Source organism: Limnobaculum allomyrinae (genome assembly GCF_016649425.1).
GTDB lineage: Bacteria > Pseudomonadota > Gammaproteobacteria > Enterobacterales > Enterobacteriaceae > Limnobaculum > Limnobaculum allomyrinae.
Window position 1 is genome coordinate 376,788 of the sequence record NZ_JADRCR010000001.1, and the last position, 26,276, is coordinate 403,063.

At 43.9% G+C, this 26,276-nt stretch carries 18 protein-coding genes and 1 pseudogene; 12 read left to right on the forward strand and 7 right to left on the reverse strand.

The features are described from left to right. Positions 1-86 precede the first annotated feature (86 nt). From I2494_RS01720 to trhP, 8 genes are all read left to right on the forward strand, one after another. Entirely contained in the window at positions 87-1,310 is a 1,224-nt protein-coding gene (locus tag I2494_RS01720; protein ID WP_218465699.1) for an MdtA/MuxA family multidrug efflux RND transporter periplasmic adaptor subunit, read from the forward strand. Further along, positions 1,307-4,456 (forward strand): MdtB/MuxB family multidrug efflux RND transporter permease subunit, encoded by a 3,150-nt coding sequence (locus tag I2494_RS01725; RefSeq protein ID WP_321206097.1) that lies wholly within the window; start codon positions 1,307-1,309, stop codon positions 4,454-4,456. The genes I2494_RS01720 and I2494_RS01725 overlap by 4 nt, the downstream gene beginning before the upstream one ends. A 1-nt stretch (position 4,457) precedes the next feature. Continuing rightward, positions 4,458-7,562, forward strand: a complete 3,105-nt coding sequence (gene mdtC / locus I2494_RS01730; RefSeq protein ID WP_218465698.1) for a multidrug efflux RND transporter permease subunit MdtC — start codon at positions 4,458-4,460, stop codon at positions 7,560-7,562. Positions 7,563-7,603: 41 nt separating this feature from the next. Continuing rightward, positions 7,604-9,028, forward strand: coding sequence for a multidrug transporter subunit MdtD (gene mdtD / locus I2494_RS01735; RefSeq protein WP_218465697.1), 1,425 nt, complete (start codon positions 7,604-7,606; stop codon positions 9,026-9,028). Between the two features lie 15 nt (positions 9,029-9,043). Next, complete coding sequence (gene baeS, locus I2494_RS01740) at positions 9,044-10,447, forward strand: envelope stress sensor histidine kinase BaeS (protein ID WP_218465696.1); 1,404 nt, start codon at positions 9,044-9,046, stop codon at positions 10,445-10,447. Between the two features lie 2 nt (positions 10,448-10,449). Beyond that, complete coding sequence (baeR, locus tag I2494_RS01745) at positions 10,450-11,151, forward strand: envelope stress response regulator BaeR (RefSeq protein WP_218465695.1); 702 nt, start codon at positions 10,450-10,452, stop codon at positions 11,149-11,151. A 54-nt stretch (positions 11,152-11,205) separates the two neighbouring features. Next, entirely contained in the window at positions 11,206-12,045 is an 840-nt protein-coding gene (locus I2494_RS01750) for a hypothetical protein (protein WP_218465694.1), read from the forward strand. Between the two features lie 326 nt (positions 12,046-12,371). After that, positions 12,372-13,736, forward strand: coding sequence for a prephenate-dependent tRNA uridine(34) hydroxylase TrhP (gene trhP, locus I2494_RS01755; protein ID WP_228350805.1), 1,365 nt, complete (start codon positions 12,372-12,374; stop codon positions 13,734-13,736). 239 nt (positions 13,737-13,975) lie between these two features. Here trhP and I2494_RS01760 read toward each other — a convergent pair whose 3' ends face one another. Then, complete coding sequence (locus tag I2494_RS01760) at positions 13,976-14,320, reverse strand: antibiotic biosynthesis monooxygenase family protein (protein WP_218465692.1); 345 nt, start codon at positions 14,318-14,320, stop codon at positions 13,976-13,978. 129 nt (positions 14,321-14,449) lie between these two features. On the opposite strand from I2494_RS01760, the gene yegS reads away from it, so the two are divergent. After that, the gene (gene yegS, locus I2494_RS01765) at positions 14,450-15,349 is read left to right on the forward strand and encodes a lipid kinase YegS (RefSeq protein WP_218465691.1); all 900 of its coding nucleotides are present in this window, start codon (positions 14,450-14,452) and stop codon (positions 15,347-15,349) included. A gap of 56 nt (positions 15,350-15,405) precedes the next feature. On the opposite strand, the gene fadR is transcribed toward yegS, so the two are convergent. After that, positions 15,406-16,122: a fatty acid metabolism transcriptional regulator FadR gene (fadR, locus tag I2494_RS01770; protein WP_218465690.1), complete on the reverse strand. Its 717-nt coding sequence runs from the start codon at positions 16,120-16,122 to the stop codon at positions 15,406-15,408. A gap of 300 nt (positions 16,123-16,422) precedes the next feature. Here fadR and dsbB point away from each other — a divergent pair, with 300 nt between their 5' ends. Beyond that, a complete protein-coding gene (dsbB, locus tag I2494_RS01775) occupies positions 16,423-16,962 on the forward strand; it encodes a disulfide bond formation protein DsbB (protein ID WP_218465689.1) in 540 nt (179 codons plus the stop codon). 120 nt (positions 16,963-17,082) lie between these two features. Here dsbB and I2494_RS01780 read toward each other — a convergent pair whose 3' ends face one another. From I2494_RS01780 to I2494_RS01790, 3 genes are all read right to left on the reverse strand, one after another. After that, positions 17,083-17,457 (reverse strand): lysozyme inhibitor LprI family protein, encoded by a 375-nt coding sequence (locus tag I2494_RS01780; RefSeq protein WP_218465688.1) that lies wholly within the window; start codon positions 17,455-17,457, stop codon positions 17,083-17,085. Between the two features lie 147 nt (positions 17,458-17,604). Then, positions 17,605-17,832, reverse strand: a complete 228-nt coding sequence (locus tag I2494_RS01785) for a sulfurtransferase TusA family protein (protein WP_218465687.1) — start codon at positions 17,830-17,832, stop codon at positions 17,605-17,607. A gap of 3 nt (positions 17,833-17,835) precedes the next feature. Beyond that, positions 17,836-18,870, reverse strand: coding sequence for a YeeE/YedE family protein (locus I2494_RS01790; protein WP_218465686.1), 1,035 nt, complete (start codon positions 18,868-18,870; stop codon positions 17,836-17,838). 1,487 nt (positions 18,871-20,357) lie between these two features. On the opposite strand from I2494_RS01790, the pseudogene I2494_RS01795 reads away from it, so the two are divergent. Together I2494_RS01795 and I2494_RS01800 are read left to right on the forward strand one after the other, a co-directional pair. Beyond that, positions 20,358-22,043 (forward strand): annotated as a pseudogene (locus tag I2494_RS01795) (autotransporter outer membrane beta-barrel domain-containing protein). A 578-nt stretch (positions 22,044-22,621) separates the two neighbouring features. Then, a complete protein-coding gene (locus I2494_RS01800; protein ID WP_218465684.1) occupies positions 22,622-24,361 on the forward strand; it encodes a M10 family metallopeptidase C-terminal domain-containing protein in 1,740 nt (579 codons plus the stop codon). Between the two features lie 627 nt (positions 24,362-24,988). On the opposite strand, the gene I2494_RS01805 is transcribed toward I2494_RS01800, so the two are convergent. Both I2494_RS01805 and I2494_RS01810 read right to left on the reverse strand, forming a co-directional pair. Then, on the reverse strand, positions 24,989-25,435 hold the full coding sequence (locus I2494_RS01805; RefSeq protein WP_218465683.1) for a YcgN family cysteine cluster protein: 447 nt from the start codon (positions 25,433-25,435) through the stop codon (positions 24,989-24,991). 95 nt (positions 25,436-25,530) lie between these two features. Then, positions 25,531-26,187 carry a fumarylacetoacetate hydrolase family protein gene (locus I2494_RS01810; protein ID WP_218465682.1) on the reverse strand — a complete coding sequence of 219 codons (657 nt, stop codon included), beginning with the start codon at positions 26,185-26,187 and terminating at the stop codon, positions 25,531-25,533. Positions 26,188-26,276 lie beyond the last annotated feature (89 nt).

Below are 26,276 nucleotides of genomic sequence, written 5' to 3' on the forward strand. Positions count from 1 at the left end.
ACCAGTTATACTGATAAAATCACAGTATTCCCAACTAATTCAGAGTAATAGCTCCACCATTGAGCTGTTTAAGTGAGCTTCTAATCATGACACTGCAATTTAAACGTTTATTACGCCCACTACCGCTCATTATTGTCGCCGTTGTTGCTATTGGAGCCTGGTTGTATTGGCATAACAGCCATACAGCTCAGGCACCAGGTGCAACTAAATCATCCCAACCCACCAGCGGTGGACGACGTAATATGCCGCTCCCTCCGGTACAGGTTGCCACTGCGAATGTACAAAACATTCCTCGCTATCTTAGTGGATTGGGTACGGTAACCGCAGCCAATACCGTTACCGTACGCAATCGGGTAGATGGCCAAATCATGGCAATACACTTTACGGAAGGTCAGGAAGTTAATGCCGGCGATCTACTGGTTGAAATTGATCCTCGCCCCTATCAGGTACAGTTAACCCAGGCTGAGGGGCAATTGTTGAATATGCAGGCTACGTTAAGCAATGCCAAACGTGATTTAGTCCGTTATCAAAAACTGATTAAAACCAATATGGTCTCACAACAACAGTTGGATACGCAGCAAGCGTTGGTAAAGCAAAGTGAGGGTAGCCTGAAAGCAGCGCAAGGGGCCGTTGACAGCGCTAATCTGCAATTGACGTACAGTAAAGTTACTGCCCCTATTTCTGGTCGGGTTGGCCTGAAGCTGGTTGATGTGGGTAACTATGTTTCCAGTGGTGACAGCACCGGATTAGTTGTTATTACCCAAACCCACCCTATTGATGTGCTGTTTGCTTTACCGGAAACCGATCTGAATGCTATTTTGCCTGCTTATAATCAGGGCAAAAGTTTGTCGGTTGAAGCCTGGGATCGGGGAAATAAGCAGTTAATAACCACAGGAACACTACTCAGTCTGGATAACCAGATCGACACCGCTACCGGCACTATCAAATTAAAAGCGCGTTTTACCAATCAGGATAATCAACTGTTTCCTAATCAGTTTGTGAACGCCAGAATTAAGGTTGATACGTTGGATAATGCCATTGTTGTCCCTGCGGCAGCTATTCAGACTGGCAATAATGAAAACTTTGTCTGGGTAATTAATGACGAGAACAAAGTCAGTAAGCAACCCGTCACGGTCGGATTACGTACCGGCGAGACTGTGGTGGTTTCCAGCGGTATTAAAGCGGAACAACGGGTGGTAACTGATGGTGTTGACCGACTGAAACAGGATATGCAAGTTGAAGTTGTCACGCCACAATCCCTGTCAGCACCCAAGACTAAAACCACTGGTCAGCCGCAGGATACAAAATGAGCGAATATCCTGAACAGCACACAGACGAGATAATGTCAGGCGGTGGGCCATCGCGCCAGTTTATACTACGTCCGGTAGCCACCACACTGCTGATGATTGCTCTACTGTTAGCGGGAATACTGGGTTATAAATCTCTGCCAGTTTCTGCATTACCCGAAGTGGACTACCCAACGATTCAGGTAGTGACGCTCTACCCTGGTGCCAGCCCCGATGTGACTACTTCAGCCATTACCGCCCCACTCGAGCAGCAGTTGGGTCAGATGTCTGGCCTGAAACAAATGTCGTCTCAAAGTTCCGGCGGCGCTTCCGTGATTACCCTTCAGTTTCAGCTCGATCTGGATTTGGATGTGGCTGAGCAAGAGGTTCAGGCGGCAATTAATGCGGCAACCAACCTGCTACCCAATGATTTACCCTATCCACCAATCTACAGTAAGGTTAATCCTGCCGATGCCCCAATTCTGACACTGGCTGTCACTTCTGATGGCTTACCCATGAGTCAGGTACGGGATATGATAGAGACCCGAGTAGCGCAGAAGATCTCCCAAGTTTCAGGCGTTGGTTTGGTTAGTTTATCCGGTGGTGAACGACCTGCGGTACGCGTTATTCTCAATCCTCAGGCGGTAGCCGCCTACGGTCTGGATAGCGAAACTGTACGTACAGCAATTACGGGTGCCAACGTTAATACCGCTAAAGGTAACCTTGACGGCCCTACTCGTTCCGCGACCCTGTCGGCAAACGATCAGATGAAGTCGTTACAGGACTATCGCCAGTTGATCGTATTTTATAAAGATGGCGCCCCGGTTCGTCTGCAAGATATAGCGAATATTGAAGAAGGTGCAGAAAATACTCAATTAGCCGCCTGGGCCAATCAAAAACAGGCCATTATTTTAAATATTCAACGCCAGCCCGGTGCCAATGTTATTACCACCGCCGATGAGATCCGTCATGTACTGCCACAACTGACAGAGAGTCTGCCCGCGTCGGTAAAAGTTCAGATACTGACTGATCGTACCGTCACCATTCGCACCTCTATTAACGATGTACAATTTGAACTGTTGTTGGCGGTGATATTGGTAGTGATGGTGATTTATCTCTTCCTGCGCAATGTTCCCGCAACCATTATTCCCAGTGTAGCAGTACCGTTATCATTAATCGGTACCTTTGCCGCGATGTATTTCCTCGGTTTTTCCATCAATAACCTGACGTTAATGGCAATGATTATTGCCGCTGGTTTTGTGGTAGATGACGCAATCGTCGTCATAGAGAATATCTCCCGCTATATCGAACAGGGAGAAAAGCCGCTCAATGCGGCACTGAAAGGCGCAGGGGAAATCGGTTTTACCATTATCTCTCTAACGATCTCGCTGGTGGCGGTATTAATACCGTTACTGTTTATGGGGGATGTAGTTGGCCGCCTGTTCCATGAATTTGCCCTGACGCTGACCATTGCGATTCTGATTTCTGGCGTAGTTTCCCTGACACTAACGCCAATGATGTGTGCACGACTGCTAAATCACGAATCCTTGCGTAAACAAAATCGCTTCTCTCTGGCCTGTGAACGTTTTTTTGAACGAGTTATTGCCGGTTATGGACGCTATCTGACTCTGGTCTTAAAACATCAGTGGACGACACTGGCTGTAGCAGCCGGAACGTTGGGACTTACGGTTCTGCTTTATCTGTTCATTCCTAAAGGCTTTTTTCCATTACAGGACAACGGACTGATTCAGGGAACACTGGTAGCGCCACAGTCCATCTCTTTTTCAGCCATGTCTGAACGCCAGCAGGCTGTCACTAACATCCTATTACAGGATCCTGCGGTAGAAAGCGTTTCGTCCTTTATTGGTATTGATGGTAGTAACGCCACCCTAAACAATGGACGACTGCAAATTAATCTGAAGCCATTGAGCCAGCGAGATGACCGTGCACCTAAAATTATTGAACGCCTTCAACACAGCGTGCAAGCCATTCCGGGGATCACTCTTTATCTACAACCGGTACAGGATTTAACGATTGAAGATCGGGTAAGCCTCACCCAGTATCAGTTCACACTGCAAACCATGTCACTGGAGCAACTGACGCTCTGGGTACCTAAGTTGCTGGATCGTCTTAAGCAATTACCGGAACTGGCCGATGTCAGCAGCGACTGGCAGGATCAGGGATTAGTCGCTTATGTGAATGTTAACCGTGATGAAGCCAGTCGTTTAGGCATTAATATGAGCAGCATTGATAATGCGCTGTATAACGCCTTCGGTCAGAGATTGATCTCTACTATTTACACTCAGGCTAATCAGTATCGGGTGGTACTGGAGCAGCAAGTTGATCAGCAACGAGTGCTGAACGCTTTTGATGATATCTACCTGAAAAATGGCAGCGGTCAGTCAATTCGTTTAACCAATATTGCCACTATTGAACAACGGCTCGGCCCATTATCCGTTAACCGTATTGCTCAATTTCCCTCAGCTACCGTGTCATTTAACTTACCGGCTGGCGTCTCACTGGGTGAAGCCACAAAAGCCATCACTCAGGCTGAACAGGAACTGAGTTTTCCGAGCGACATTACAACACAATTTCAAGGCGCCACACTGGCATTTCAGGCCTCTTTAAGCAGTACCTTATGGTTAATTCTGGCGGCAATTGTCACGATGTATATCGTACTTGGCGTATTGTACGAGAGTTTTATTCATCCGGTGACGATCCTTTCTACCTTACCCAGTGCGGGCGTTGGCGCCTTACTGGCGCTGATGTTATCCGGTCAGGAACTGGATATTATTGCTATTATTGGCATCATTCTGCTTATCGGTATTGTGAAAAAGAACGCGATCATGATGATCGACTTTGCGCTGGCAGCAGAGCGAGAACAGGGGAAAACCCCTTATGATGCTATTTATCAAGCCTGTTTACTGCGTTTTCGTCCTATCCTGATGACCACCATGGCAGCATTGCTTGGTGCGTTACCTCTCATGCTCAGTACTGGTATTGGTGCAGAACTGCGTCAACCGCTAGGGATCTGTATGGTGGGAGGTCTGTTAGTCAGCCAGGTGCTCACTTTATTTACTACCCCGGTTATCTATTTGATGTTTGACCGTTTGAGTCGTCATAAGCCGGTTATCACTCAGCCAACTGAAACGACTCAGGGCGGCATGTGATATGAAGTTCTATGCCCTGTTTATTAACCGTCCGGTAGCCACCATTTTGCTGACATTGGGGATTATTCTCAGCGGTATCCTTGGCTTCAGGTTATTACCGGTATCTCCTTTACCTAAAATTGATTTTCCGGTGATTTCCGTTAGTGCTTCTCTCCCTGGGGCATCTCCGGAAACCATGGCATCGTCCATTGCCACCCCACTTGAACGCTCACTGGGTGCCATTGCCGGTGTTAATGAGATGACCTCAACCAGTTCACTGGGCAGTACTCGCATCATTCTGCAATTTGATATGGACAGGGATATCAATGGTGCCGCCCGTGACGTACAGGCAGCCATCAACGCTGCACATAATCTGCTGCCCAGCGGCATGCCTTCCAGACCAACTTATCGCAAAGCTAACCCTTCCGATGCACCCATCATGATCCTGACGTTAACTTCCGATGTTTACAGTCAGGGTGAGCTATACGATTATGCTTCAACACAATTGGCGCAGAAGATCTCTCAACTGGAGGGGGTTGGTGATGTTTCTGTTGGCGGTAGCTCTCTCCCCGCGGTACGGGTACAACTTAATCCGCAGGCACTATTTAATCAGGGTGTCTCATTAGACGATGTCAGAACCGCCATTAGTCAGGCCAACGTTCGTAAACCTCAGGGTTTTCTGAAGGCCGATGAGCAAAACTGGCAGGTTCAAACCAATGATGAGATTAAGACCGCCGAACAATATAAGCCGATTATTATTCATTATAATAATCAGTCCGCCGTGCGATTACAGGATGTGGCCACCGTCACCGACTCGGTACAAGACATTCGTAATGCCGGTATGGCAAATGGTGTTCCGGCTATTCTGATTATGATTCGTCGTTCTGCTGATGCCAATATTATCGATACGGTAGATCGTATTCGCGCCGAAATGCCTGAACTGCAATCCTATATCCCTGCCGCAATTAATCTGGCGATTGCTCAGGATCGCTCACCCACTATCCGCGCCTCACTGGTTGAAGTTGAACGTGCATTAGTCATTGCTATTGCACTGGTGATTTTGGTGGTGTTCCTGTTTCTGCGTTCTGGCCGGGCTACGCTGATCCCGGCGGTTGCTGTACCGGTTTCACTGATTGGTACCTGTGCTGCCATGTATATGCTCGGTTTTAGCCTGAATAATCTGTCGCTAATGGCTTTAACCATTGCCACCGGCTTTGTGGTCGATGATGCCATTGTGGTGCTGGAAAACATTGCCCGCCATATTGAAGCAGGACTAAAACCTTTTGATGCCGCGCTGAAAGGCGTAAGTGAAGTTGGTTTTACCGTTCTCTCTATGAGTCTTTCTCTGGTAGCGGTTTTTATTCCATTGTTATTTATGAGTGGACTGCCCGGCCGTTTATTCAGTGAATTTGCTATTTCATTGTCAGTCGCGATTGGAATTTCACTGATTGTTTCACTGACTTTAACGCCGATGATGTGTGCCCGCTTGTTACGGGCCAGAAAACAGGAACGTCCCCCTTCATCACAAGGCTTCGGTCGCATCATTATTGGCTTACAACAAGGCTATGCCCGCACCCTTAATTGGACGTTAGACCACTCACGATTAGTGTTCGTGGTCTTTCTTAGCACCATAGTGCTCAACGTTTGGTTGTATATGAACGTACCAAAGACCTTCTTTCCTGAACAGGATACCGGGCGACTAATGGGCTTTGTACAGGCAGATCAGAGCATCTCTTTTCAGGCGATGAAAAAAAAGATGGAAGTGCTGATGAAAATCGTCAGTAGCGATCAGGATGTGGATAATGTCACCGGTTTTACCGGTGGATCACGTACTAATAGCGGTTCGATGTTTATCTCTCTGAAGCCACTCACTGAACGTAAAGCCTCAGCTCAGCAAGTGATAAGCCGACTGAGAAGTAAACTCTCTCAGGAACCCGGAGCCAGCTTGTTTTTAATGGCGGTACAAGATGTCAGAGCCGGTGGCCGTCAGTCTAACGCCGGTTATCAATATGCTTTATTATCTGATGATCTGAGTACCCTGCGCGAATGGGAGCCAAAAATTCGAACGGCATTTGCCACCCTGCCTGAACTGGCGGACGTTAACTCTGACCAGCAGGACAAAGGGGCAGAAATAGCCATCACCTATAACCGTGAAACCATGTCGCGATTAGGAATTGATGTTTCTGCTGCCAACGCGCTGCTGAATAATGCATTTGGACAACGGCAGATTTCTACCATCTATCAACCGCTGAACCAGTACAAGGTGGTCATGGAGGTCGCTCCTGAATTTGCCCAAGATCAGAGTGCGCTGGATAAGATGTTTGTCATCAATCAGGATGGTAAACCCATCCCCCTTTCCTACTTTGCTCAATGGATGCCGGCAAATGCGCCGTTATCGGTTAACCATCAGGGACTTTCCGCCGCGTCTACCGTTTCATTTAATCTGGCGGACGGCTATTCGTTATCAGAAGCTACCGCGGCCATTGAACGAACCATGACTGCATTAGGCGTTCCCAATACGGTCAGAGGATCTTTTGCCGGTACTGCCCAGGTATTTCAGGAAATGTTGCAATCACAGATATTCCTGATTATTGCCGCCATCGTCACTGTCTATATTGTGTTGGGTGTTTTGTATGAAAGCTATATTCATCCACTGACCATTTTGTCTACTCTGCCTTCTGCCGGGGTTGGCGCTATACTGGCTTTAGAGCTGTTTGATACGCCATTCAGCCTGATAGCCCTGATCGGCGTGATGTTGTTAATTGGTTTGGTGAAGAAAAATGCCATCATGATGGTGGATTTTGCTCTCACCGCAGAAAGGCAAGGTAATCTGACGCCTCGAGAAGCCATATTTCAGGCCTGCCTGCTGCGTTTCAGACCAATTATGATGACCACACTGGCTGCTATTTTTGGGGCGGTTCCACTGGTTCTTGGTAGCGGCGACGGCGCTGAATTACGACAACCTCTGGGTATCACAATTGTTGGTGGGCTGGTAATGAGCCAACTATTAACGTTGTATACCACACCGGTGATCTATCTCTACTTTGATCGCTTAAGACTCTGGTATAAGAACCGTCGCCTGTCATCGGCATCAAAACTGATGACCGGGACAACCCGTCACTCATAAGCCACTAACCGCATTAGTCTGGCCGGAGGAGCCAATACAAAATGAAAAATAGCCCTGCTAATGTGCGCTGGCAATTGTGGATTGTGGCTCTGGGTTTCTTTATGCAGTCGCTGGACACCACTATTTTGAATACGGCCTTACCTTCTATGGCCGTTAGTTTGAATGAAAGCCCGCTACAAATGCAATCGGTGATTGTGGCTTATATTCTTACGGTTGCCGTAGGGTTGCCCGCCAGCGGTTGGTTAGCCGATCGCATTGGCGTTAAGCCCGTATTCCTGTCTGCTATTGTACTTTTCACTTTAGGTTCTCTGCTTTGTGCTCAGTCAGAAAATTTACAGGAGCTGGTACGTGCGCGAGTGATCCAGGGAATTGGCGGTGCCATGATGGTACCTGTTGGCCGATTAACTGTGATGAAAATCGTTCCCCGGGAACAATATATGGCAGCCATGACCTTTGTCACTTTACCCGGGCAAATTGGGCCGCTGATGGGGCCTGCACTGGGTGGATTTCTGGTGGAGTATGCCAGTTGGCACTGGATTTTTCTGATTAATATTCCGGTTGGTATTATCGGCGTACTGGCAACGTTGATGATTATGCCTAACTACAAAATGCCGCCGCGCCCCTTTGATGTGGTTGGCTTTATTTTGCTGGCCATTGGTATGGCGACCATTACTCTTTCTCTGGATGGCCATTCTGGTTTAGGACTGGCTCCGGCTACTATCCTCTTGTTATGTGCCAGCGGCATTGCTGCACTCGGACTTTATTGGTTGCACGCTCGTCGGGCAAAAGCACCACTGTTCAATTTAGCGATGTTTAAAATCCCCACCTTCTCGCTGGGACTGACCGGCAGTTTGTTTGCCCGAATTGGCAGCGGAATGTTGCCTTTTATGACACCGCTTTATTTACAAATCGGCTTAGGATTTTCTCCATTCCACGCGGGTCTGATGATGATTTCGATGATCATCGGCAGCATGAGTATTAAACGTCTGGTGGTACAAATCGTTAACCGTTATGGTTATCGGGTAGTTCTCAGTATTGCGACCTTAGCCTTACCGGCTATTACGCTGATGATCCCCGTCGCCGGCATGCTGGGATGGTATATTGTTATTCCATTTCTGCTATTTATGCTCGGTGTGACTAATGCCGTACGTTTTTCCACCATGAATACCCTGACGCTAAAAGATCTGCCCGATGAGTTTGCCAGCAGCGGTAACAGTCTGCTATCGATGGTTATGCAACTCTCTATGAGTCTGGGCGTGAGTACCGCCGGGATTTTACTGGGTGTCTTCTCAATGCATCACGTCGCGGTGAGTAGCCCTGAAGTACAACAAGCATTCTTATATACCTATTTGTGTATTGGTCTAATTATGTTAATTCCAACGGCAATTTTTGCCCGAGTGCCCAAAGACAGCGCCAAAAACGTCTTGTTGGGTTCCGGTAATCGCCGTAATAAGCCCGATAACTGACGGAAAGCAAATCGAATGAAAATGGGGATTACCGGAAAACTGTTCTTCGCTATTTTAGCTACCTGCATGTTGGTTCTGATTACCATGCACTGGGGCGTTCGCCTGAGCTTTGAACGTGGTTTTACTGATTATATTCGCTCCAGTAATGAGCAGCGTTTAAGTTTACTGGGGAATGCGCTGGCTGAACGCTATCGTCATGAAGGGAACTGGCAATTTCTCCAGCGCAATGAGAAAACTATTTACCAACTATTGCGCTCGGTTGAACAAAGCGATGATGAAAATGACGAGCGGGCATTACCGCCTCAGGGATGGCGTGTTCCCTTCTGGATCTTTGATACTCAGAACCACATCCTCGCCGGGTCTTCCCATCCCGTTCCACGTCAGGCTACCCGTAAAGCTATCATGTTGGACGGGCAAACCATCGGCTGGATTGTTGGTATGCCCAGCGAAAAACTAACCCGTAGTGCCGATATCAACTTTGCCAAACAACAAAATCGCACCAGTTGGATGTTAATAGGCCTATCAACCTTACTGGCAGCTATTGCTACACTACTGGTTTCCCGCAGCCTGCTATCCCGGGTAAAACGCCTTGTTACCGGTACTCATCAACTGGCGGCCGGAGACTTTTCCGCCCGGGTTCCTGTCACCAGTAAAGATGAACTGGGTATTCTGGCCAATGATTTTAACCAACTGGCCAACACGCTGGAAAAAAATGAACGCATGCGACGAGCATTTATTGCCGATGTCTCCCACGAATTACGCACACCATTAGCCGTATTGCAGGGAGAACTGGAAGCATTGGAGGACGGAGTACGTCAGCTAACCCCGACCTCATTACACTCTTTGCAGGCTGAAGTGCGATCCCTGACTAAATTAGTGAATGATTTGCACCAGCTGTCGTTATCCGATCTGGGGGCATTAACCTACAAAAAGAGTAATCTCAACCTGATAGCCTTACTGGAGCAGGCGATTGCTGCCTATCACAGCCGCTTCAGCCATAAGGGTCTTGCCATTGAAACTGAGTTACCACAAAGCGCTCTGGTGTTTGGCGATCCGGATCGTCTGTCGCAGTTATTTCACAACTTATTAGAGAACAGCCTGCGCTATACCGATGCCGCTAACCACGATGCGCCGGGACGACTGCATATCTCTGCCACCGTGACTAAACAATCGATACTTTTACACTGGCAGGATTCTGCTCCCGGCGTCACCGATGAGCAATTGAGTCAAATTTTTGAGCGTTTTTATCGTACTGAAGTTTCACGCAACCGCGCCAGCGGCGGCTCAGGACTAGGCTTATCCATCTGCTGGAATATTGTTGATGCTCACGGTGGAGAAATTAGCGCCAGTCATTCTACTTTGGGCGGGCTGGAAATTAAGTTACTCTTACCGTTGGTAACGGAAGTGGTATCCCAATAACTATGACAGAAAACATCCTATTGTCTGACTTACCGCCAGTATTGATTGTAGAAGATGAGCCTAAACTGGGTCAGCTGTTAATTGATTATCTTCAAGCTGCCGGGTATCGCACGCATTTGATTACTCAAGGACAGGAAGTGATTAACTGGGTGAAACAATACTCTCCTTCACTGATCCTGTTAGATTTAATGCTACCGGGTGTTGATGGCATCACTCTGTGTCGTGAAATTCGTACGTTTTCTGATGTTCCGGTGGTGATGGTGACGGCGAAAACTGAAGAGATCGATCGCCTGTCCGGACTGGAAATCGGTGCTGATGATTATATTTGTAAGCCCTATAGCCCCCGAGAAGTGGTAGCGCGGGTTAAAACCATTTTAAGGCGCTGTTATTTACCGACCAGAGAGCTACCCTCACTGACATCTGGATTGCAGCTGGATGAATCACAGTTTCAGGTTCGTTATAACAATACCAGCCTTGATCTAACCGCCGCCGAATTTCGATTGCTTAAAGCCCTGTCAACCCATCCGGGTCAGGTACTAACCCGGGAATCACTGCTGGATAACCTTTATGATGACTATCGTGTGGTAACCGATCGTACCGTGGACAGTCATATTAAAAATTTACGCCGTAAACTGGAAACCTTAGCACCAGAGAGGGTCTTCATTCGTTCGGTATATGGATTAGGCTACCGTTGGGAAGAGTAATATTCATACTTTTCTAAGCCATAATGGAATAACACAACAGGAGTTGTCAGGTTAATGAGTTTAGTTATTAAGAGTTCCCTTTTCGTTTTGGTTATTCCAGCCTTGCTGGCCTCTGTAGCCCATGCTGATACCAGTGAGAACTGCGCAGTGAACAAAGATATTATTATTAATAATCATCTGGCGCTGTTAAGCATGCCTGAGTTTAATCATGCCCGAGAAGTAGAAACTATCACGGAAAGCGACAATACCCGGTCAGCTTTTTACTATAAATTTAACTATGACCGCTGCGGCCAGTTGACCGGTATGTATGCTCAAATGACCCGCAATGAACTCCGCTTTCGTATTGATTCCAGCTACGACATTAGTAAAAACCAACAGGGTTGGAGAAACAGTTATAACGTCACCCTGTTTGGTATGAATAAACTGTTTTATGCCCGGGAAGGCGCAATTGATTATCATACAGATGACAAAGGGTTAATCGTCAGCTCAACGGATAATTACATTTCCGGTAGTGATGAAAAGAAGGCTGAAAACGGCATAACCAACGGCATCTATAAAACTGATGATAAATTCCGGATGGCTTATAGTTTATTGAGCGGTAGTGATGAATCAGTAAATGGTGAATATCGCTTCTTCTATCAACCCGATAATAAGCCCTTCTCCTTAATCAGCCCAACCATGAGCATCAGCTATCTGTATGACGAGCAACAACGAGCCAGTGGAATGATTGAACTTACTGTTTCACCTTACTATCTTGGCGGCAAAAAAACTGACTGTCTGGAATGGAATGAGCGTAATGATTGCACTAAATCTGTCAGCAAGGAGCTGGAGTTGTTTCCAACCTATGTGGTAGATAGAACGACGGTGTTGCGATCAACCTACACTTATTGGTGATAAGTAACCTGGCATTGATGAATTTTCCGACCGTAAGCGCGATATTGCACATACCACCATGGTGCCCGGCCGGAAGATCATCTTTATTCAGCTACAAAGCACTTCGACCTATTCTACTGGCGGTAATCTCCCCCTTCAGCGCATTATTCCAATCATAAAACGCATCCATCGGACTTTATCTGCAATCAAAAAATATCGAACCACTTGTTTCACCCTGCCGTTGCCATTCCGCTCAACCAGGTCTACAATTCCGCCCCTGGGATTTTCCCAAGGCTGTACCTTCAAGGTGCGGCTCTGACTTGTGATCAGACTAAGAGACCAACAACATGTTTAAACCGGAATTACTTTCTCCGGCCGGTACGCTGAAAAATATGCGCTATGCCTTTGCCTATGGCGCAGACGCAGTATATGCCGGTCAGCCTCGCTACAGCCTGCGAGTGCGCAACAACGAATTCAATCATCAGAATCTGGCTTTAGGTATTAATGAAGCCCATGCGCTTGGCAAGAAGTTTTATGTGGTAGTTAATATCGCCCCCCACAACTCCAAGTTAAAAACCTTTATTCGTGATTTGGCTCCGGTCGTTGAAATGGGGCCCGATGCATTAATCATGTCCGATCCTGGCTTGATTATGATGGTGCGGGAAGCGTTTCCTGATATTGATATTCACCTTTCTGTACAGGCTAACGCAGTAAACTGGGCAACGGTAAAATTCTGGAAACAGATGGGACTAACCCGGGTAATTCTTTCTCGTGAGTTATCACTGGAAGAGATTGAAGAAATTCGCCAACAGGTTCCGGATATTGAACTGGAAACTTTTGTGCATGGCGCGTTATGTATGGCTTATTCTGGCCGTTGTTTGCTCTCAGGTTATATTAATAAACGCGACCCTAATCAGGGCACTTGTACTAACGCCTGTCGTTGGGAATATAAAGTAGAAGAAGGTAAAGAAGATGACACAGGTAACATTGTGCATATTCATGAGCCCATTCCGGTAAAAAATGTTGAGCCTACATTAGGTGCCGGAGCGCCTACGGATAAAGTGTTTATGATTGAAGAAGCACTTCGCTCTGGCGAATACATGAGTGCCTTTGAAGACGAACACGGCACTTACATTATGAACTCTAAAGATCTGCGCGCCGTTCAACACGTAGAGCGTTTGACCCAGTTAGGTGTTCATTCATTAAAGATTGAAGGTCGCACCAAATCATTTTACTACTGCGCACGCACCGCACAGGTTTATCGTCGGGCTATTGATGATGCCGTTGCCGGTAAACCGTTTGATGAATCACTGATGACAACGCTGGAGTCATTAGCTCACCGTGGATATACCGAAGGTTTCCTTCGTCGCCATGTGCATGATGAACATCAAAATTATGATTACGGTTATTCTATTTCTGACAGTCAGCAATTTGTCGGGGAATTTACCGGGGAGCGTCGCAATGGCTTAGCCGCCGTTGATGTAAAAAATAAATTTTCCGTTGGTGACAGTGTGGAGATGATGACCCCACAGGGAAATATCCATTTCACTATTGAATCGATGGAAACCAGCAAAGGTCAGCCAACAGAAGTCGCTCCGGGTAATGGTCATGTGGTCTACCTGCCCGTACCGGATGATGTAAATCTGGAATATGCTTTGCTGATGCGCAATTTAGCCGGAAACAACAGCACCAGAAATCCGCACAGTGCATAAAAATCATTTTTTTCCACTGGCGATGATAAAAATCACACGCTTTAATTCAAATTATTAGAAATAGATCACATCTATTAGCAAATAAAAGGACTACTATCTCAGTCCTAAAGATTAATAACTAGTTGTGTTCCTATTATCTCTTTAATAGAAACCACCTCCTTACCAGTCCAATCTCCCTTGGGCTGGTTTCTTTTTTTTAGGGCTCTTCTAAATTCAATTCCCCCCTCTTTCCCGATAATTTAGCCATGCATAACACGACTATCATCCGGGGCCTGCTCTCTGTCCGTCATGCCATAATCCCGAATAATGCCGGCAATCTTCAATCGATAATCGTTAAAAATTGTCGCCCGTCCTTTAGCCTGCGCCTGACGATGTAACTCTAACTGCCTCCACTGTTGAACGGCCTTTTCATCGCGCCAAAATGAAAGAGATAAAATTTTGCCTGGCTCAGACAGGCTTTCAAACCGCTCAATAGAAATAAAACCATCAATTTCACTCAGTAAAGGTTTTAATTTCGCCGCCAAATCCAGATATTCTTGCTTATGCCCTTGTTTTATCTGTACTTCAAAGATTACTGCAATCATTATTTGGTTCCTTATATTTATCAGGCAACGAATTATTATAATGTAAACAATTGGTAAAAATATTATCACTCGCCAATGAGTCGTTATACTGTTTTTATCTTTTCGTCACTCTCTCTTTCAGGAGATGTTATGGCTCTCTCACCCAATGCTTTTATTATCTTGAACGGTAAAGGTGCCAATACACCCGAAGTTCGGGACGCTATAAAAAAACTCAGGGAACAAGGATACCAACTCGACGTCAGAGTCACCTGGGAATATGGTGATGCCAGTCGGTATGTGGCAGAGGCTCAACGGGAACAAGCTGACCTGGTTATTGCCGGAGGTGGTGATGGAACCATCAATGAAGTTGCAACGGCTCTCGTACAACTGGACAGCCATTCCAAACCCGCCATGGGGATCTTACCGCTGGGAACCGCCAACGATTTTGCCACCGCCTGCCAAATACCTGACCAACCTTATCAGGCTTTAACTCTGGCACTTAACGGTAATCCGGTCGCTATTGATATGGTGAAGGTTAATCAACAGCACTATTTTATTAATATGGCTACCGGTGGTTTTGGTACCAAAATCACCACCGAAACACCGGATAAACTTAAAGCAGCGTTAGGTGGTTTTTCTTACCTGTTACATGGCATCACTCAGGCCAATACGCTAAAACCTGACAAGTGCACCATTACAGCAGATAACTTTGATTGGTCCGGAGAGGCTCTGGTTATTGGTATCGGTAATGGCAAGCAAGCCGGCGGCGGTCATCCTTTGTGTCCTGAGGCGAAAATTAATGATGGTCAGCTACAGCTTGCGATCCTGATGGCAGATGAATCTTTCCCGGCTTTGCTTTCCAGCCTAATGGGTGGTAAAGACAGTGAGCATATCATCGAGAAATCCTTAAGCAGCTTAACCATTACCTCCAACCATGAAATGATTCTCAACCTTGATGGTGAGCCGTTAAAAGGCAATAAATTTCAAATTGAAGTAATACCCGCCGCAATTCGGTGTCACTTACCAGAGAATTGCCCTTTATTAATTTGAACTCAATAATAAAGGGCGCTTATTGCGCCCTTTCACTAAACCACTTCGAATGCCGATTAATTCGCTTCGGCTAAATCCTTTGGCATATTACTTTGCATTTTATGCCAGATAATACCGCTGGCTTTACCGTACTGACGCACAGATTCCATCACCTGATCGTGTAATCTGTCGCGACACAACTCAGAAAGACGCTGATAGAAGTTCAAGGCTAGCTGACGTGCTTCCGGGTTAGAGAAATAGTAACGGCCAACACGAATATACAGACCTTTGATACCGTTAAGAATCAGACCATAAATCGGATTCCCGGAGGCAAAAGCTAAACCGCGGAAAATATTATAATCCAACTCAGTAAATAGCTCCGGACGTTCTTCAACGTCATTCGCCTGAGCTAAAACCTCTTGGGCTTTTTCCGGATTTTGACGAACCGCAGCCCGAATAAAGATAGCGGCAATATTCGTTCTGACGGCCAGAAGATTATCGATTAACTGAGGAACGCTATCGTGATCTAAACGTACCAAAGTTTCTAACAGACTCAGGCTGGAAGTTTCCCAAAAATTATTTACTTTAGTTGGTTTACCGTGCTGAATAGTCAGCCAGCCATCTCGGGCTAAACGCTGCAATACTTCACGCAATGTGGTACGAGTTACGCCAATAAGTTCGGAGAGTTCACGCTCTGCAGGCAGAATGGTCCCCGGAGGAAACCGGTTGTTCCAAATGCTCTCAATTAAATACTCTTCCGCAAATCCTGCCGGACTCTGCGCTTTGATCACCATAAAAGTGCTATTCCATTAAGGTACAAAAATTAAAACGATTTGTTGCATCATACCAGAAGCCCACAGCCGGATATAGCATTCCAAAATATCTAATAGAGTAAACTGTGGTTTGGATTGCAAAAATAGGTTAATTTCAGTGTAAAAAATTACTTATTCCCCCTAAATCAAGCAGGCAGGAAGAAATACTTGGCTAACAGGGAAATTCTTAACCATAATGTCATTTGAAAGATGGCATAGAAATAAAACTAGTTTAAACTACCGCTATCGGCGATCGCTCATACATATTAAAGTGAATTAATCATGTTATGTTATTTAAATAGCTGTTCTAAAGGAAGAAGCGCCTGGTTCCTTCTGGCTCTGATTGTTATTGTACTTGAGTTAATTGCCCTCTATTTCCAACACGTGATGTTACTGAGACCTTGTGTACTCTGTATTTACGAACGTTGCGCGCTGTTTGGTATTTTAGGCGCAGCCCTGATTGGTATGTTGGCACCTTCCTCTACGCTGATACGCTTTTTGGCTATTATTGTATGGCTATATAGCACTATCGAAGGTCTTCTGTTGACATGGAAACACACCATGATTCAACTTTATCCTTCTCCGGCAAATACTTGCGATATCTTTGTTAACTTCCCATCCTGGTTACCGTTGGATAAGCTATTACCTGCTGTATTTGTAGCTAATGGTGATTGCAGTGAAAAACAGTGGTCATTCCTTTCTCTGGAAATGCCGCAGTGGTTACTGATTATTTTTGCTATTAACTTAGTGATTGTTGCTTTGGTTATTATTGCTCAATTTGTTAAACCAAAGAGACGTTTTTTCTACAATAACCCGCTCTGATATTTCAATCAGAAGATCAATGACAAAAAGGCGCCGATTATGGCGCTTTTTTGTTAGTAACGTTTAGAAAGTGACGGAGATAAAAAAGCCCCGCATTGCGAGGCTCAGAAGACGATTAGCTTAATCAGCCAGTTTAGAGGATACGCAGCCCGTGCTGCTACATTCACGCTCACGTTCTTTCAGAAACGCAATACGTTCATTCATCATATTGTTAGCGCAGGTTAAATTAACAAAGTATCCGCTACTCTTCTCTTCGCTACAATTATCATCCCGTTGCTTGATCCAATTTAGCTGGCTCTTCTTCAAAATAGCCTTCTGTTCTGCACTGACTAACTTCACCACACGAGAATACTGTTGGTTTAAATCACGGTCTAATTGAGAAAACTCGGTACTACTACAATAAACCTGATCGAAGGCATTACGTGGTGCCGCACAGCCCGCCGCTAATGCATTGGCTGATACCATTACGGTTAAAGCAACAAGAATTCGACGCATATTAAACGACCTTTTAGTTAATTTGACGCGTTATTCTATACAGTAATATTTATTTTTATAAGCAGAATATAACTATCAGAAACTACGCCTCTTCTAAGAAAATCATAAAAAACCCTCCTGAGAGGGTTAATCATAAAATAGATATTCTTAACCTTTTTGAATACTAATTTGCCATTGCGCATCACCGGTTTGTTTAAAACTTGTCACTTCATGACCATCCTCAACAGCCCAACGAGGCAAATTTTCGGTTGCCTGAGCACAGTCATATTCAATCACTAAAGTGTCACCAGAATTAAGCTCTGCGATATGTTTTTTAGCTTCAATTAATGGGAATGGACAGAGCTTACCTGTGGTATCCAGTATGATGGTTTTCATATGTTATGCCTCGCTTTTCTTAATTGATTGATTAGGAATGATAATAGTGAAATAACTTACCAGCCAACTACCGACTAAAATACAGGGAATAAACAGCCATCCTTGCCATGAGAACCAGGCGGTATTAACCACTGTGTTCCCCAACATACAACCACCCGCTAATCCACTGCCAATACCCATTAGTAAGCCGCCGAATAAACTTTTGACTAACGCCTTCCAACCCGGGGAGCGAACTCTTAGTTCCTGACTTCCCCAGGCAGCAATAAGCGCACCAACAAATATTCCAATCAGTAAATATCCAGCCCAGCCAAAGAATCCTGTTTTTCCTTCAGTAATTAAAGAAAACAGTTGCGCGCTTGGCCCACTGATACCCAGTCCTCCTACTCGTCCGGAAAGCAGGCTGGATGGCCATGCCAATAAAGCAATAATGCCTATAATGGTTGCAGTAACGAAAGGATGCCATCTGGCCTCAAAAAGCAAATGGGAAATCCCCTGCTTTCTGGGTTGAAGCTGAGGAATAGGATAAGATTTTTTATTTAAATGGCGATATACCAGAAACAGCGTGGTGATAGTTAAAACAGAAACCGCAATCCAGGGAGAGATATTAAATGTTTGGGTAAGTGGTGCATCAGGTAACGAAGGCGCATTAATTGGCGCAAAGATCTGCTTTCCATTTGGCTGTCGGATAAACCAGCTGGATATAACAAAACCCAACACTGCCACCATACTTCCTATTAACCCTTCCGCTGCCCGATAATAGGCTCCGGTAGAACAAGAACTTGCCAGCCCCATTCCTATACCAAACATCAATCCTCCGACCAGGGTTGCCAGCCAGCGAAAATCTCCCGAAGGTAACTTCGCCCAACCTAAGTCAATAAGAATAAACAGACCGATGCTTTGAAGAGTAATGATGATTAGCATAGCAATAGTCATTCGACTATCACGAAACAAATAAAGGTCCCGTAACCCTCCTGCCATGCAAAAACGCCCACGTTGCATGACAAAACCGAGAAGAAGACCCAAAAACAGACCTGTCATAGGGGAAAACTCCAGCTCAATGGCGTAAGCCATAATCAAGTTGTAAAAACAAACGAGCGTGGAGTATACAACGCTTCAATCTGAAAAATAATCATTTATTGATAATAATATCAATTCTTGTAATTAATTTAATATCCATCATTAAATTTTCATTGAAGTTTTTTTAATTTATTAATCCCATTTTTTATGATTAGTTACCCTTTCAAAAAATAAATTATTTCACTTCATAATTATATGATCTGATTATTATCAATACACTAATCTATTCAATCCCTTGATCCATTTAAAGCACGACAAAGACTGATAATTAATCATTTAATAACATGAATATAGCAAAATAAAGAAATATATACCCATGTAATTATTTTCAAAAAAATATATAACAAAGTAATAAATCCATAGAGAAATCAATTAAATCCATTGATTTAAATTATTATATAAACTTTCATTGCAACATGTTAGTTATATGATATACATTTAATGACTGGATATTGTTTTTGCGAAAATAATAATATCGACGGTTATTAATATAAGGATGTATTCTCATGACTGATCAAAAACCATTACCCGGAAACTTTTCTGGATTCTATTTTTTAATACAAAAACCAAAAAAAACTCCACCTGAAATAATTTCTTTTCTAACTAATCAATTACAGGTGAGCGTATAAATTATGAACTCCTCAAATTATAAACATTCGAAAATCGCAATCATTATTGCCACAATACTTAGCCCAGTGCCGTTTACATCACCAGCATTTAGCGAACCCGTTGATGATATTGAAATTTCTACAACAGGAGTTCGTGAATATGGCGTATTGGCTTCTGGTGAAGAAAAAAAATTAGGCAACAGAGCCTCTATTTCAACCTCAGGTGAATATGCCTACGGTATTTTTAGTCGTAGCTCAGGAATAGCAATTATAGGCGACAATGCCACCATTTCGACCACAGGAAAGAATGCTTCTGCCCTTTATGTGATAAATTCAGGTCAAATAACCCTGGGGAATAATGCAACGATTACCGCAATTGAAAGTCTTTCTTATGGTCTTTTTGCTAATGGAAACGGAACCAAGGTTGTACTGGGTAATAATGCAAATTTTTCTGTTTCTGGTGGTAGCGGTGCTGGCGCCATATGGAGTACCGATTCTGCACAAATTACCTTAGGGAATGATGCCATAATTTCAACTTCCCGTAATAATGCCCATGCCGCATCAACCTTCTTATCGGGAGTACTTAATATAGGTGAACGAGCCACGATTACCGTTAATGGCCTTAATGCCCATGCAGTAAATGCATCAGGAGAAAGTAATGGAACTAATGGCGGTATTATTAACTTGGGTGCCAATAGCCACATTATTGTTAATAACAATCAAAGTTCACAGTGGGCGGGTTCTCATGGCGTGAGAGCTTATGATGGTGGCGTAGTCAACCTTTTAGGTGGTAATACTATCACCATGACAGGTGATAATATTTATCAAACCAGCAATGCGATGTATGCCACTACCGGCGGTTTTATTAATGGTTCTGCTGGTGGCCGTTATATTATCCAGGGCGATATTGTAGCGGGTGGCGGACATTATTCAACGTTTGAAACCGGCAAAATTATACTTAACTTAACCGATGAATCATTATGGAATGGCTCCTCTTATACTCAAGAGAATGACGAAGGAATAGGCACAATCTCATTAGCTATGACTAATTCCGTTTGGAATATGTCAAACAGCTCAACACTCACTGATTTAACACTCAACCAAGGTGCTGTTATTAACTTCCAGCATTCAGGAAGTGATTACCAGACATTAACCATTAATGATAATTATATTGGTCATGGTGGAACACTGGTTTTCAATACAGTTTTGCATAACGATACTTCTGAGACCGATAAATTAATTGTTAACGGCCAGGCATCCGGTTTGTCTTATGTCATGGTTAATAATGTCGGAGGCTCTGGGGCTGAAACAATTGACGGCATCGAGATTATTTCTACTCAAGGTTCAACAGATGATGCTTTTGTCAAAAGTGGTCGTATTGTGGCTGGTGCTTACGAGTACGATTTAGCCAAATCAGGCAATAACTGGTACCTGACCAGCAGTATTTTACCTGAGCCCGTTGAACCAACACCAGAGCCAGAACCAAAACCCGAGGAACCTGCTCCGGAACCAAAACCAGAAGAACCTGGCAATAACGATAATAGTACCAACGAGACTAAAATCATTCGACCTGAAAGTGGTGCCTATATTGCTAACCTGTCAGCAGCAAATACCATGTTTGTATCCCGCTTGCATAATCGTCTTGGGGAAACCCAATACACTGACTACTTAACGGGTAAAACTAAAGTTACCAGTATGTGGTTACGTCAGGAAGGTGGCCACAACCGTAGTAAAACCAAATCAACCCAATCTAAAACTCAAACCAATCGCTATGTTGTTCAAATCGGTGGCGATGTTGCTCAATGGAGTACTGATGGTCTTAATCGACTCCATCTGGGGGTGATGGCTGGTTACGGTTATGCTCATGGTAATACGGATGCTAAATACACCGCTTATCGGGCTAAAAATAAGGTTGATGGCTATGCCGTTGGTCTGTACGGTACCTGGTATGCCAATCAGGCGGACAAGTCGGGACTGTATGTTGACAGTTGGGTTCAATATGCCTGATTTGATAATACCGTTCAGGGAGATGGTCTTGCTAAAGAAAAGTATGACTCCAAAGGATGGTTAGCGTCTTTAGAAACGGGTTACAGTTTCAAACTGGGTCAGAGTGAACGAATCAGTTACTGGTTACAACCCAAAGCTCAGCTCACCTGGATGGGAATTCATGCAGACAATCACTATGAGGCTAATGGTACCCGGGTTACTGGTAACGGAGATAACCTGGCCACCCGCTTAGGGCTACGAGCCTATCGTCAGGGTCATAGCGAATTTGACAATGATACTGGTCGCATGTTCCAGCCATTTATTGAAGCTAACTGGTTATATAACAGTAAGCGTTTTGGCGTCACCATGAATGGCGTTTCAGATTTTCAAGCTGGTACTCGTAACATTGGGGAAATTAAAGTTGGCCTTGAAGGCCACTTAAATACCAATCTAAATGCGTGGGGTAGCATTGGTCAACAGATAGGTGGAGACGGTTACAGTGATACTCAGGCGACTATTGGTGTTAAATATAGCTTCTGATAATTGGTCATCCTCTTTGTCCCGTCCTAAAAACTGTTAACGTATTTTAGGACGGGACACGGCACCAGATCCCGAGGGTGAGTGATGAAATCTAATCACCACTTACATCGATTAATGAAGCGCCCGCACTGACAAAGTAATACCTGGTACTGTGTGGAATCATTACCACAGTAAATGAGTTGCGATTAAAACCAGCTTATGGACAGCTAACGTCGATTCACTTTTACAGCAAAATCAGGAAAAGGAGTGGGAATTATATTAACCAGCCTGACGAATTCGCAACAATCATAAGTGGTATCTGTGCCACTGCTGTTTTAATTATACTGATATGGAGGGCGTGAATTTGATATTTTACCAGCGCCTACGGTTCAGTGAATAATATATAAAATATCGCTTGTATATTTCGCATGAAATGATAGCAATTCATTTTCAGATAGGTTATTAATTTAACTGCATTCATTATTTCTTCTTTTAAATCAAAAAATAATAACTCTCGACATTGTTTCTCCTCAAGTATTAACTGAATGAAACAATAACAGTACTTACCTTAAATTTTATTAATTCTAATGGGGATATATATGGCTACTGCAAATGATATTAAATTAACCGGCAACCCTGAAATTGATCAATTTATCAGGGAAGGAGGCAGCAGATTATTGCCTACTGAAGGTAATACCTATTATTGGTATATGCCTGGTGAGACCAATCCAGCTAATACGACTATTGAGCCCATCACTAATGAGTTAGCGAAAAATATGGTCCGAGATGCTCTGCAACAAATTAGTAATGTAATAAACATAAACTTTAAAGAAGTTAATTATCCTGTTGGCGCAACAGGTGGGTTTGAAATTGTTTCTGGGACAGATAGCTTTCCTATGGGGGGCGGGGCCGACCTCCACTCAGGACAGGCCGGTATCACCATTAAACATCTTAACAACTATTCTGATACAAATACCTCAATTAGCTCTAAGGTAAGAAGTACTACAATGCATGAGGTATTACACCTATTAGGCTTTGATGATGGCCCTATTAACGATAATCCAGACTATACAACGGTAGATTCCGTAATGTCATATCATTCTTTGATTAACGATGTGTATGGTGAAAAAGTCAGAAGTTATGAATTCGATGAAAATGGAAGTCCAAAAGATGGAACATCATGGGCTACCACTAGTACGCTTGGTATTTATGATATACAAGCCATACAAAGTATATATGGTGCTAATTACAATTATAATGCGGGCAATACGGTATACAAGTACACACCGGAAACGTTAAAAAACTTTCAGACTATTTGGGATGGCGGTGGTATTGATACCATTGATGTCAGTGAGTTTATTTTAGGTGTGGAACTAAATTTGAATGATGGCACACGAAGCAATTTATTTATCAAAGACTCCTCCTGGAACGGCTGGGAATATGATGGTACACGTGCAATCGGTATAGCCTATGGCGCTAATATAGAAAATGCTATTGGTGGACAGGGTGATGATATTATCTATGGTAACAAACTGGACAATATTATCAGTGGGAATGATGGTAATGATAAATTATATGGGGGTGATGGGAATGATTGGCTAGATGGCGGTTCAGGCACAAATACTCTATATGGCGGAGCGGGTAATGATAAACTAATTTCACATGGTAGTGATACGTTATATGGCGGTGATGGTAATGACCTATATCAAATACATGGTACAGATTTTCGTATCATTGAAGAGCAAAATGGTGGCTTCGACACAATAGAAATAGATTCAATTTATGCTGCTACATACGTTATGCCTGAGCATGTTGAAAATGTTCGTTTGAATACAGGATGGAGTATTAACTCAAATCTTACTGGCAATGATTTAAATAATTCTATACATGGTAACTTTGGCGACAATATTCTTATTGGTGGTAAAGGGAATGATTCATTAGCCGGTTTCAGAGGGAGTGACACTTATATTTTTAGTCAAGGAGATGGCCGAGATACTATAGACGAATATAATAATAATAACGTACCAGCCACAGATACCGACATTTTGTTGTTTAATGATATTTCTATTGATCAACTATGGTTCTCAAAATATTCCTCATGGGGAGATGAATCTCTGTTAATTAACGTGCTTGGTACCACCGATCAAGTTACAGTTTATGGATGGTATTCCAACAACGCTAAACTGGAACAAATCAAAACTCAGGACGGTGTGACTTTATCTATTGACCAAATAGAGTCACTCGTTGATATCATGGCAAGTCAAACGATGCCTCTGGCGAATAACTCAACAATTATTGATGATTATATGATGACACAAACATCAATGATTATGGGTTAATGCATATGTAGTAAGTGTTATCCGGTGCCCTATAAAATCCCGATCTTCAGGATGAATAATAAAGGGGGCCGGGTAACACAATAGTCCCTTGTCCCTGTTATGTATAATATCAAGGCAAAAGAGACATTATCATGAGCCACAATCTTGCAGACCTGCCACCTGATAAACACGAAAAGTCGATATAGACTTACACGCTTTTGGCGTAGCTTACAAAGCGCGCTACGGGATGCCCTTCTCTATGCGTGAAATAGAAAACATTATGCGTCAGGAATATCTGGCAGATTGCCATTAATACAGGAATGAGGTGTGAAAAAATTTATGCGCTCGCGTGGGAGAATATTAATACAAAGAAATGACCAATAACAATTAGTAGAAATATAGTTGTGGTTGCCCATTTCACGCCTCAAAACTGATAGTAGTAACAGGACAATCAGGCTCACCACCGCTGTATTGTAGTCAAATAAATGGGACATACTTCAGCTCAAATGGTCTATAGCGTTTATGGTAAATGGATGAGTGAAAATGATAACGACCAAATGAAAATACTGAACGCAAATTTTATCGACAATGTTCCACTTATGCTCAGACAATTAACAATAGATAGATTTAACTTTATAAATCAAATTATTACCTGGCCCAATCGGGTTTATTTAAAATATGATCCTGCCAGTCAATCACTTCACTCTCAGGAACCGCAATATGACGCACTGAAATTCTGGCAGCATGCATAGCTGATTTAGAACCGGCTAACAGTGGATGCCATTCCGGTAGCGCCTTCCCTTCTGCTATCAGACGATAGGCACAGGTTGGTGGAAGCCATTCAAAAGTAGGTAAATTATCACGCGTTAATTTGATGCAATCTTCTTCCAGCTCAAAACGACGATCGTAATTGCTACATCGACAAGTTTTAATATTAAGCTGATTGCATGCAACATTAGTGAAGTAGATTTCATCGGTGTCTTCGTCAATCAGTTTATTTAAACAGCACTGACCACATCCGTCACACAACGACTCCCATTCGTCATCGGTCATCTCGGGCAGCGTTTTTTGCTGCCAAAAAAAGGATTGGCTCATGATGGTATTCCGGTATTAATAAATAAGGGATTAATCTAAAAACAGACGCCTGTAACTGTTGGCTACAGGCGTCTGTTTTAGACGATATGAAACGATTATAACACGCGGCTGGTAATTTCTTTACCATTAAGCGCAACGGTGAAGCTATCACCATGTTCAATTGGGCCTACGCCCGAAGGTGTACCGGTCAAAACAATATCTCCAGGGCGCAGCGTAAAGAAGCGGCTCATGTAAGAAATCAGCGGCAGAATCGGGGTAATCATTTCACGGGTATTCCCGTTCTGGCGCACCTGACCATTAATCGACAGTGATAGTGAAGCCTGTTGAGCATCACCAAATTGCCCTACCGGAATAAAACCAGAAATAGGACAGGAATTATCAAATGCTTTGGCTTTTTCCCAAGGTTCGCCTGCTTTTTTACACTCGGCCTGTAAATCACGCAGGGTTAAATCAATAGCAATGCCGTATCCTACGATTGCGTTAGCAACGCGCCCTTCATCTGCATTTTTTAACGGTAACCCAATGAGTACCGCCAGTTCGACTTCATAATGAACGGAACCAAATCCGTCCGGAATTGCTATTGGCTGAGTAATATCGCATAACGCTGTTTCAGGCTTAATGAACAGAAGCGGCTGTTGAGGCGTATTATCCCCCATCTCTTTGATATGGTCTGAATAATTTTTGCCAACGCAAACCACTTTACTCACAGGTAACTCTAACAGGTCACCCTGCCAATCCCGATGTTGATACATATGATTGCTACTCCTTCATAACCTTTGTCTGATTTTATCAATGTTGTCATTTATTATTGTTTTCAACCCAACATCATGCCGGATCGTTT

Excerpts from the sequence above, each read along its gene's own strand:
- I2494_RS01780 (WP_218465688.1), bottom strand. The coding sequence starts at position 17,457 with ATGCGTCGAATTCTTGTTGCTTTAACCGTAATGGTATCAGCCAATGCA.
- I2494_RS01725 (WP_321206097.1), top strand. The coding sequence starts at position 1,307 with ATGAGCGAATATCCTGAACAGCACACAGACGAGATAATGTCAGGCGGT.
- yegS (WP_218465691.1), top strand. The coding sequence starts at position 14,450 with ATGGCTCTCTCACCCAATGCTTTTATTATCTTGAACGGTAAAGGTGCC.
- baeS (WP_218465696.1), top strand. The coding sequence starts at position 9,044 with ATGAAAATGGGGATTACCGGAAAACTGTTCTTCGCTATTTTAGCTACC.
- I2494_RS01810 (WP_218465682.1), bottom strand. The coding sequence starts at position 26,187 with ATGTATCAACATCGGGATTGGCAGGGTGACCTGTTAGAGTTACCTGTG.
- mdtD (WP_218465697.1), top strand. The coding sequence starts at position 7,604 with ATGAAAAATAGCCCTGCTAATGTGCGCTGGCAATTGTGGATTGTGGCT.
- I2494_RS01800 (WP_218465684.1), top strand. The coding sequence starts at position 22,622 with ATGGCTACTGCAAATGATATTAAATTAACCGGCAACCCTGAAATTGAT.
- I2494_RS01805 (WP_218465683.1), bottom strand. The coding sequence starts at position 25,435 with ATGAGCCAATCCTTTTTTTGGCAGCAAAAAACGCTGCCCGAGATGACC.
- mdtC (WP_218465698.1), top strand. The coding sequence starts at position 4,458 with ATGAAGTTCTATGCCCTGTTTATTAACCGTCCGGTAGCCACCATTTTG.
- dsbB (WP_218465689.1), top strand. The coding sequence starts at position 16,423 with ATGTTATGTTATTTAAATAGCTGTTCTAAAGGAAGAAGCGCCTGGTTC.
- I2494_RS01785 (WP_218465687.1), bottom strand. The coding sequence starts at position 17,832 with ATGAAAACCATCATACTGGATACCACAGGTAAGCTCTGTCCATTCCCA.
- I2494_RS01720 (WP_218465699.1), top strand. The coding sequence starts at position 87 with ATGACACTGCAATTTAAACGTTTATTACGCCCACTACCGCTCATTATT.
- I2494_RS01750 (WP_218465694.1), top strand. The coding sequence starts at position 11,206 with ATGAGTTTAGTTATTAAGAGTTCCCTTTTCGTTTTGGTTATTCCAGCC.
- I2494_RS01760 (WP_218465692.1), bottom strand. The coding sequence starts at position 14,320 with ATGATTGCAGTAATCTTTGAAGTACAGATAAAACAAGGGCATAAGCAA.
- baeR (WP_218465695.1), top strand. The coding sequence starts at position 10,450 with ATGACAGAAAACATCCTATTGTCTGACTTACCGCCAGTATTGATTGTA.
- trhP (WP_228350805.1), top strand. The coding sequence starts at position 12,372 with ATGTTTAAACCGGAATTACTTTCTCCGGCCGGTACGCTGAAAAATATG.
- I2494_RS01790 (WP_218465686.1), bottom strand. The coding sequence starts at position 18,870 with ATGACAGGTCTGTTTTTGGGTCTTCTTCTCGGTTTTGTCATGCAACGT.
- fadR (WP_218465690.1), bottom strand. The coding sequence starts at position 16,122 with ATGGTGATCAAAGCGCAGAGTCCGGCAGGATTTGCGGAAGAGTATTTA.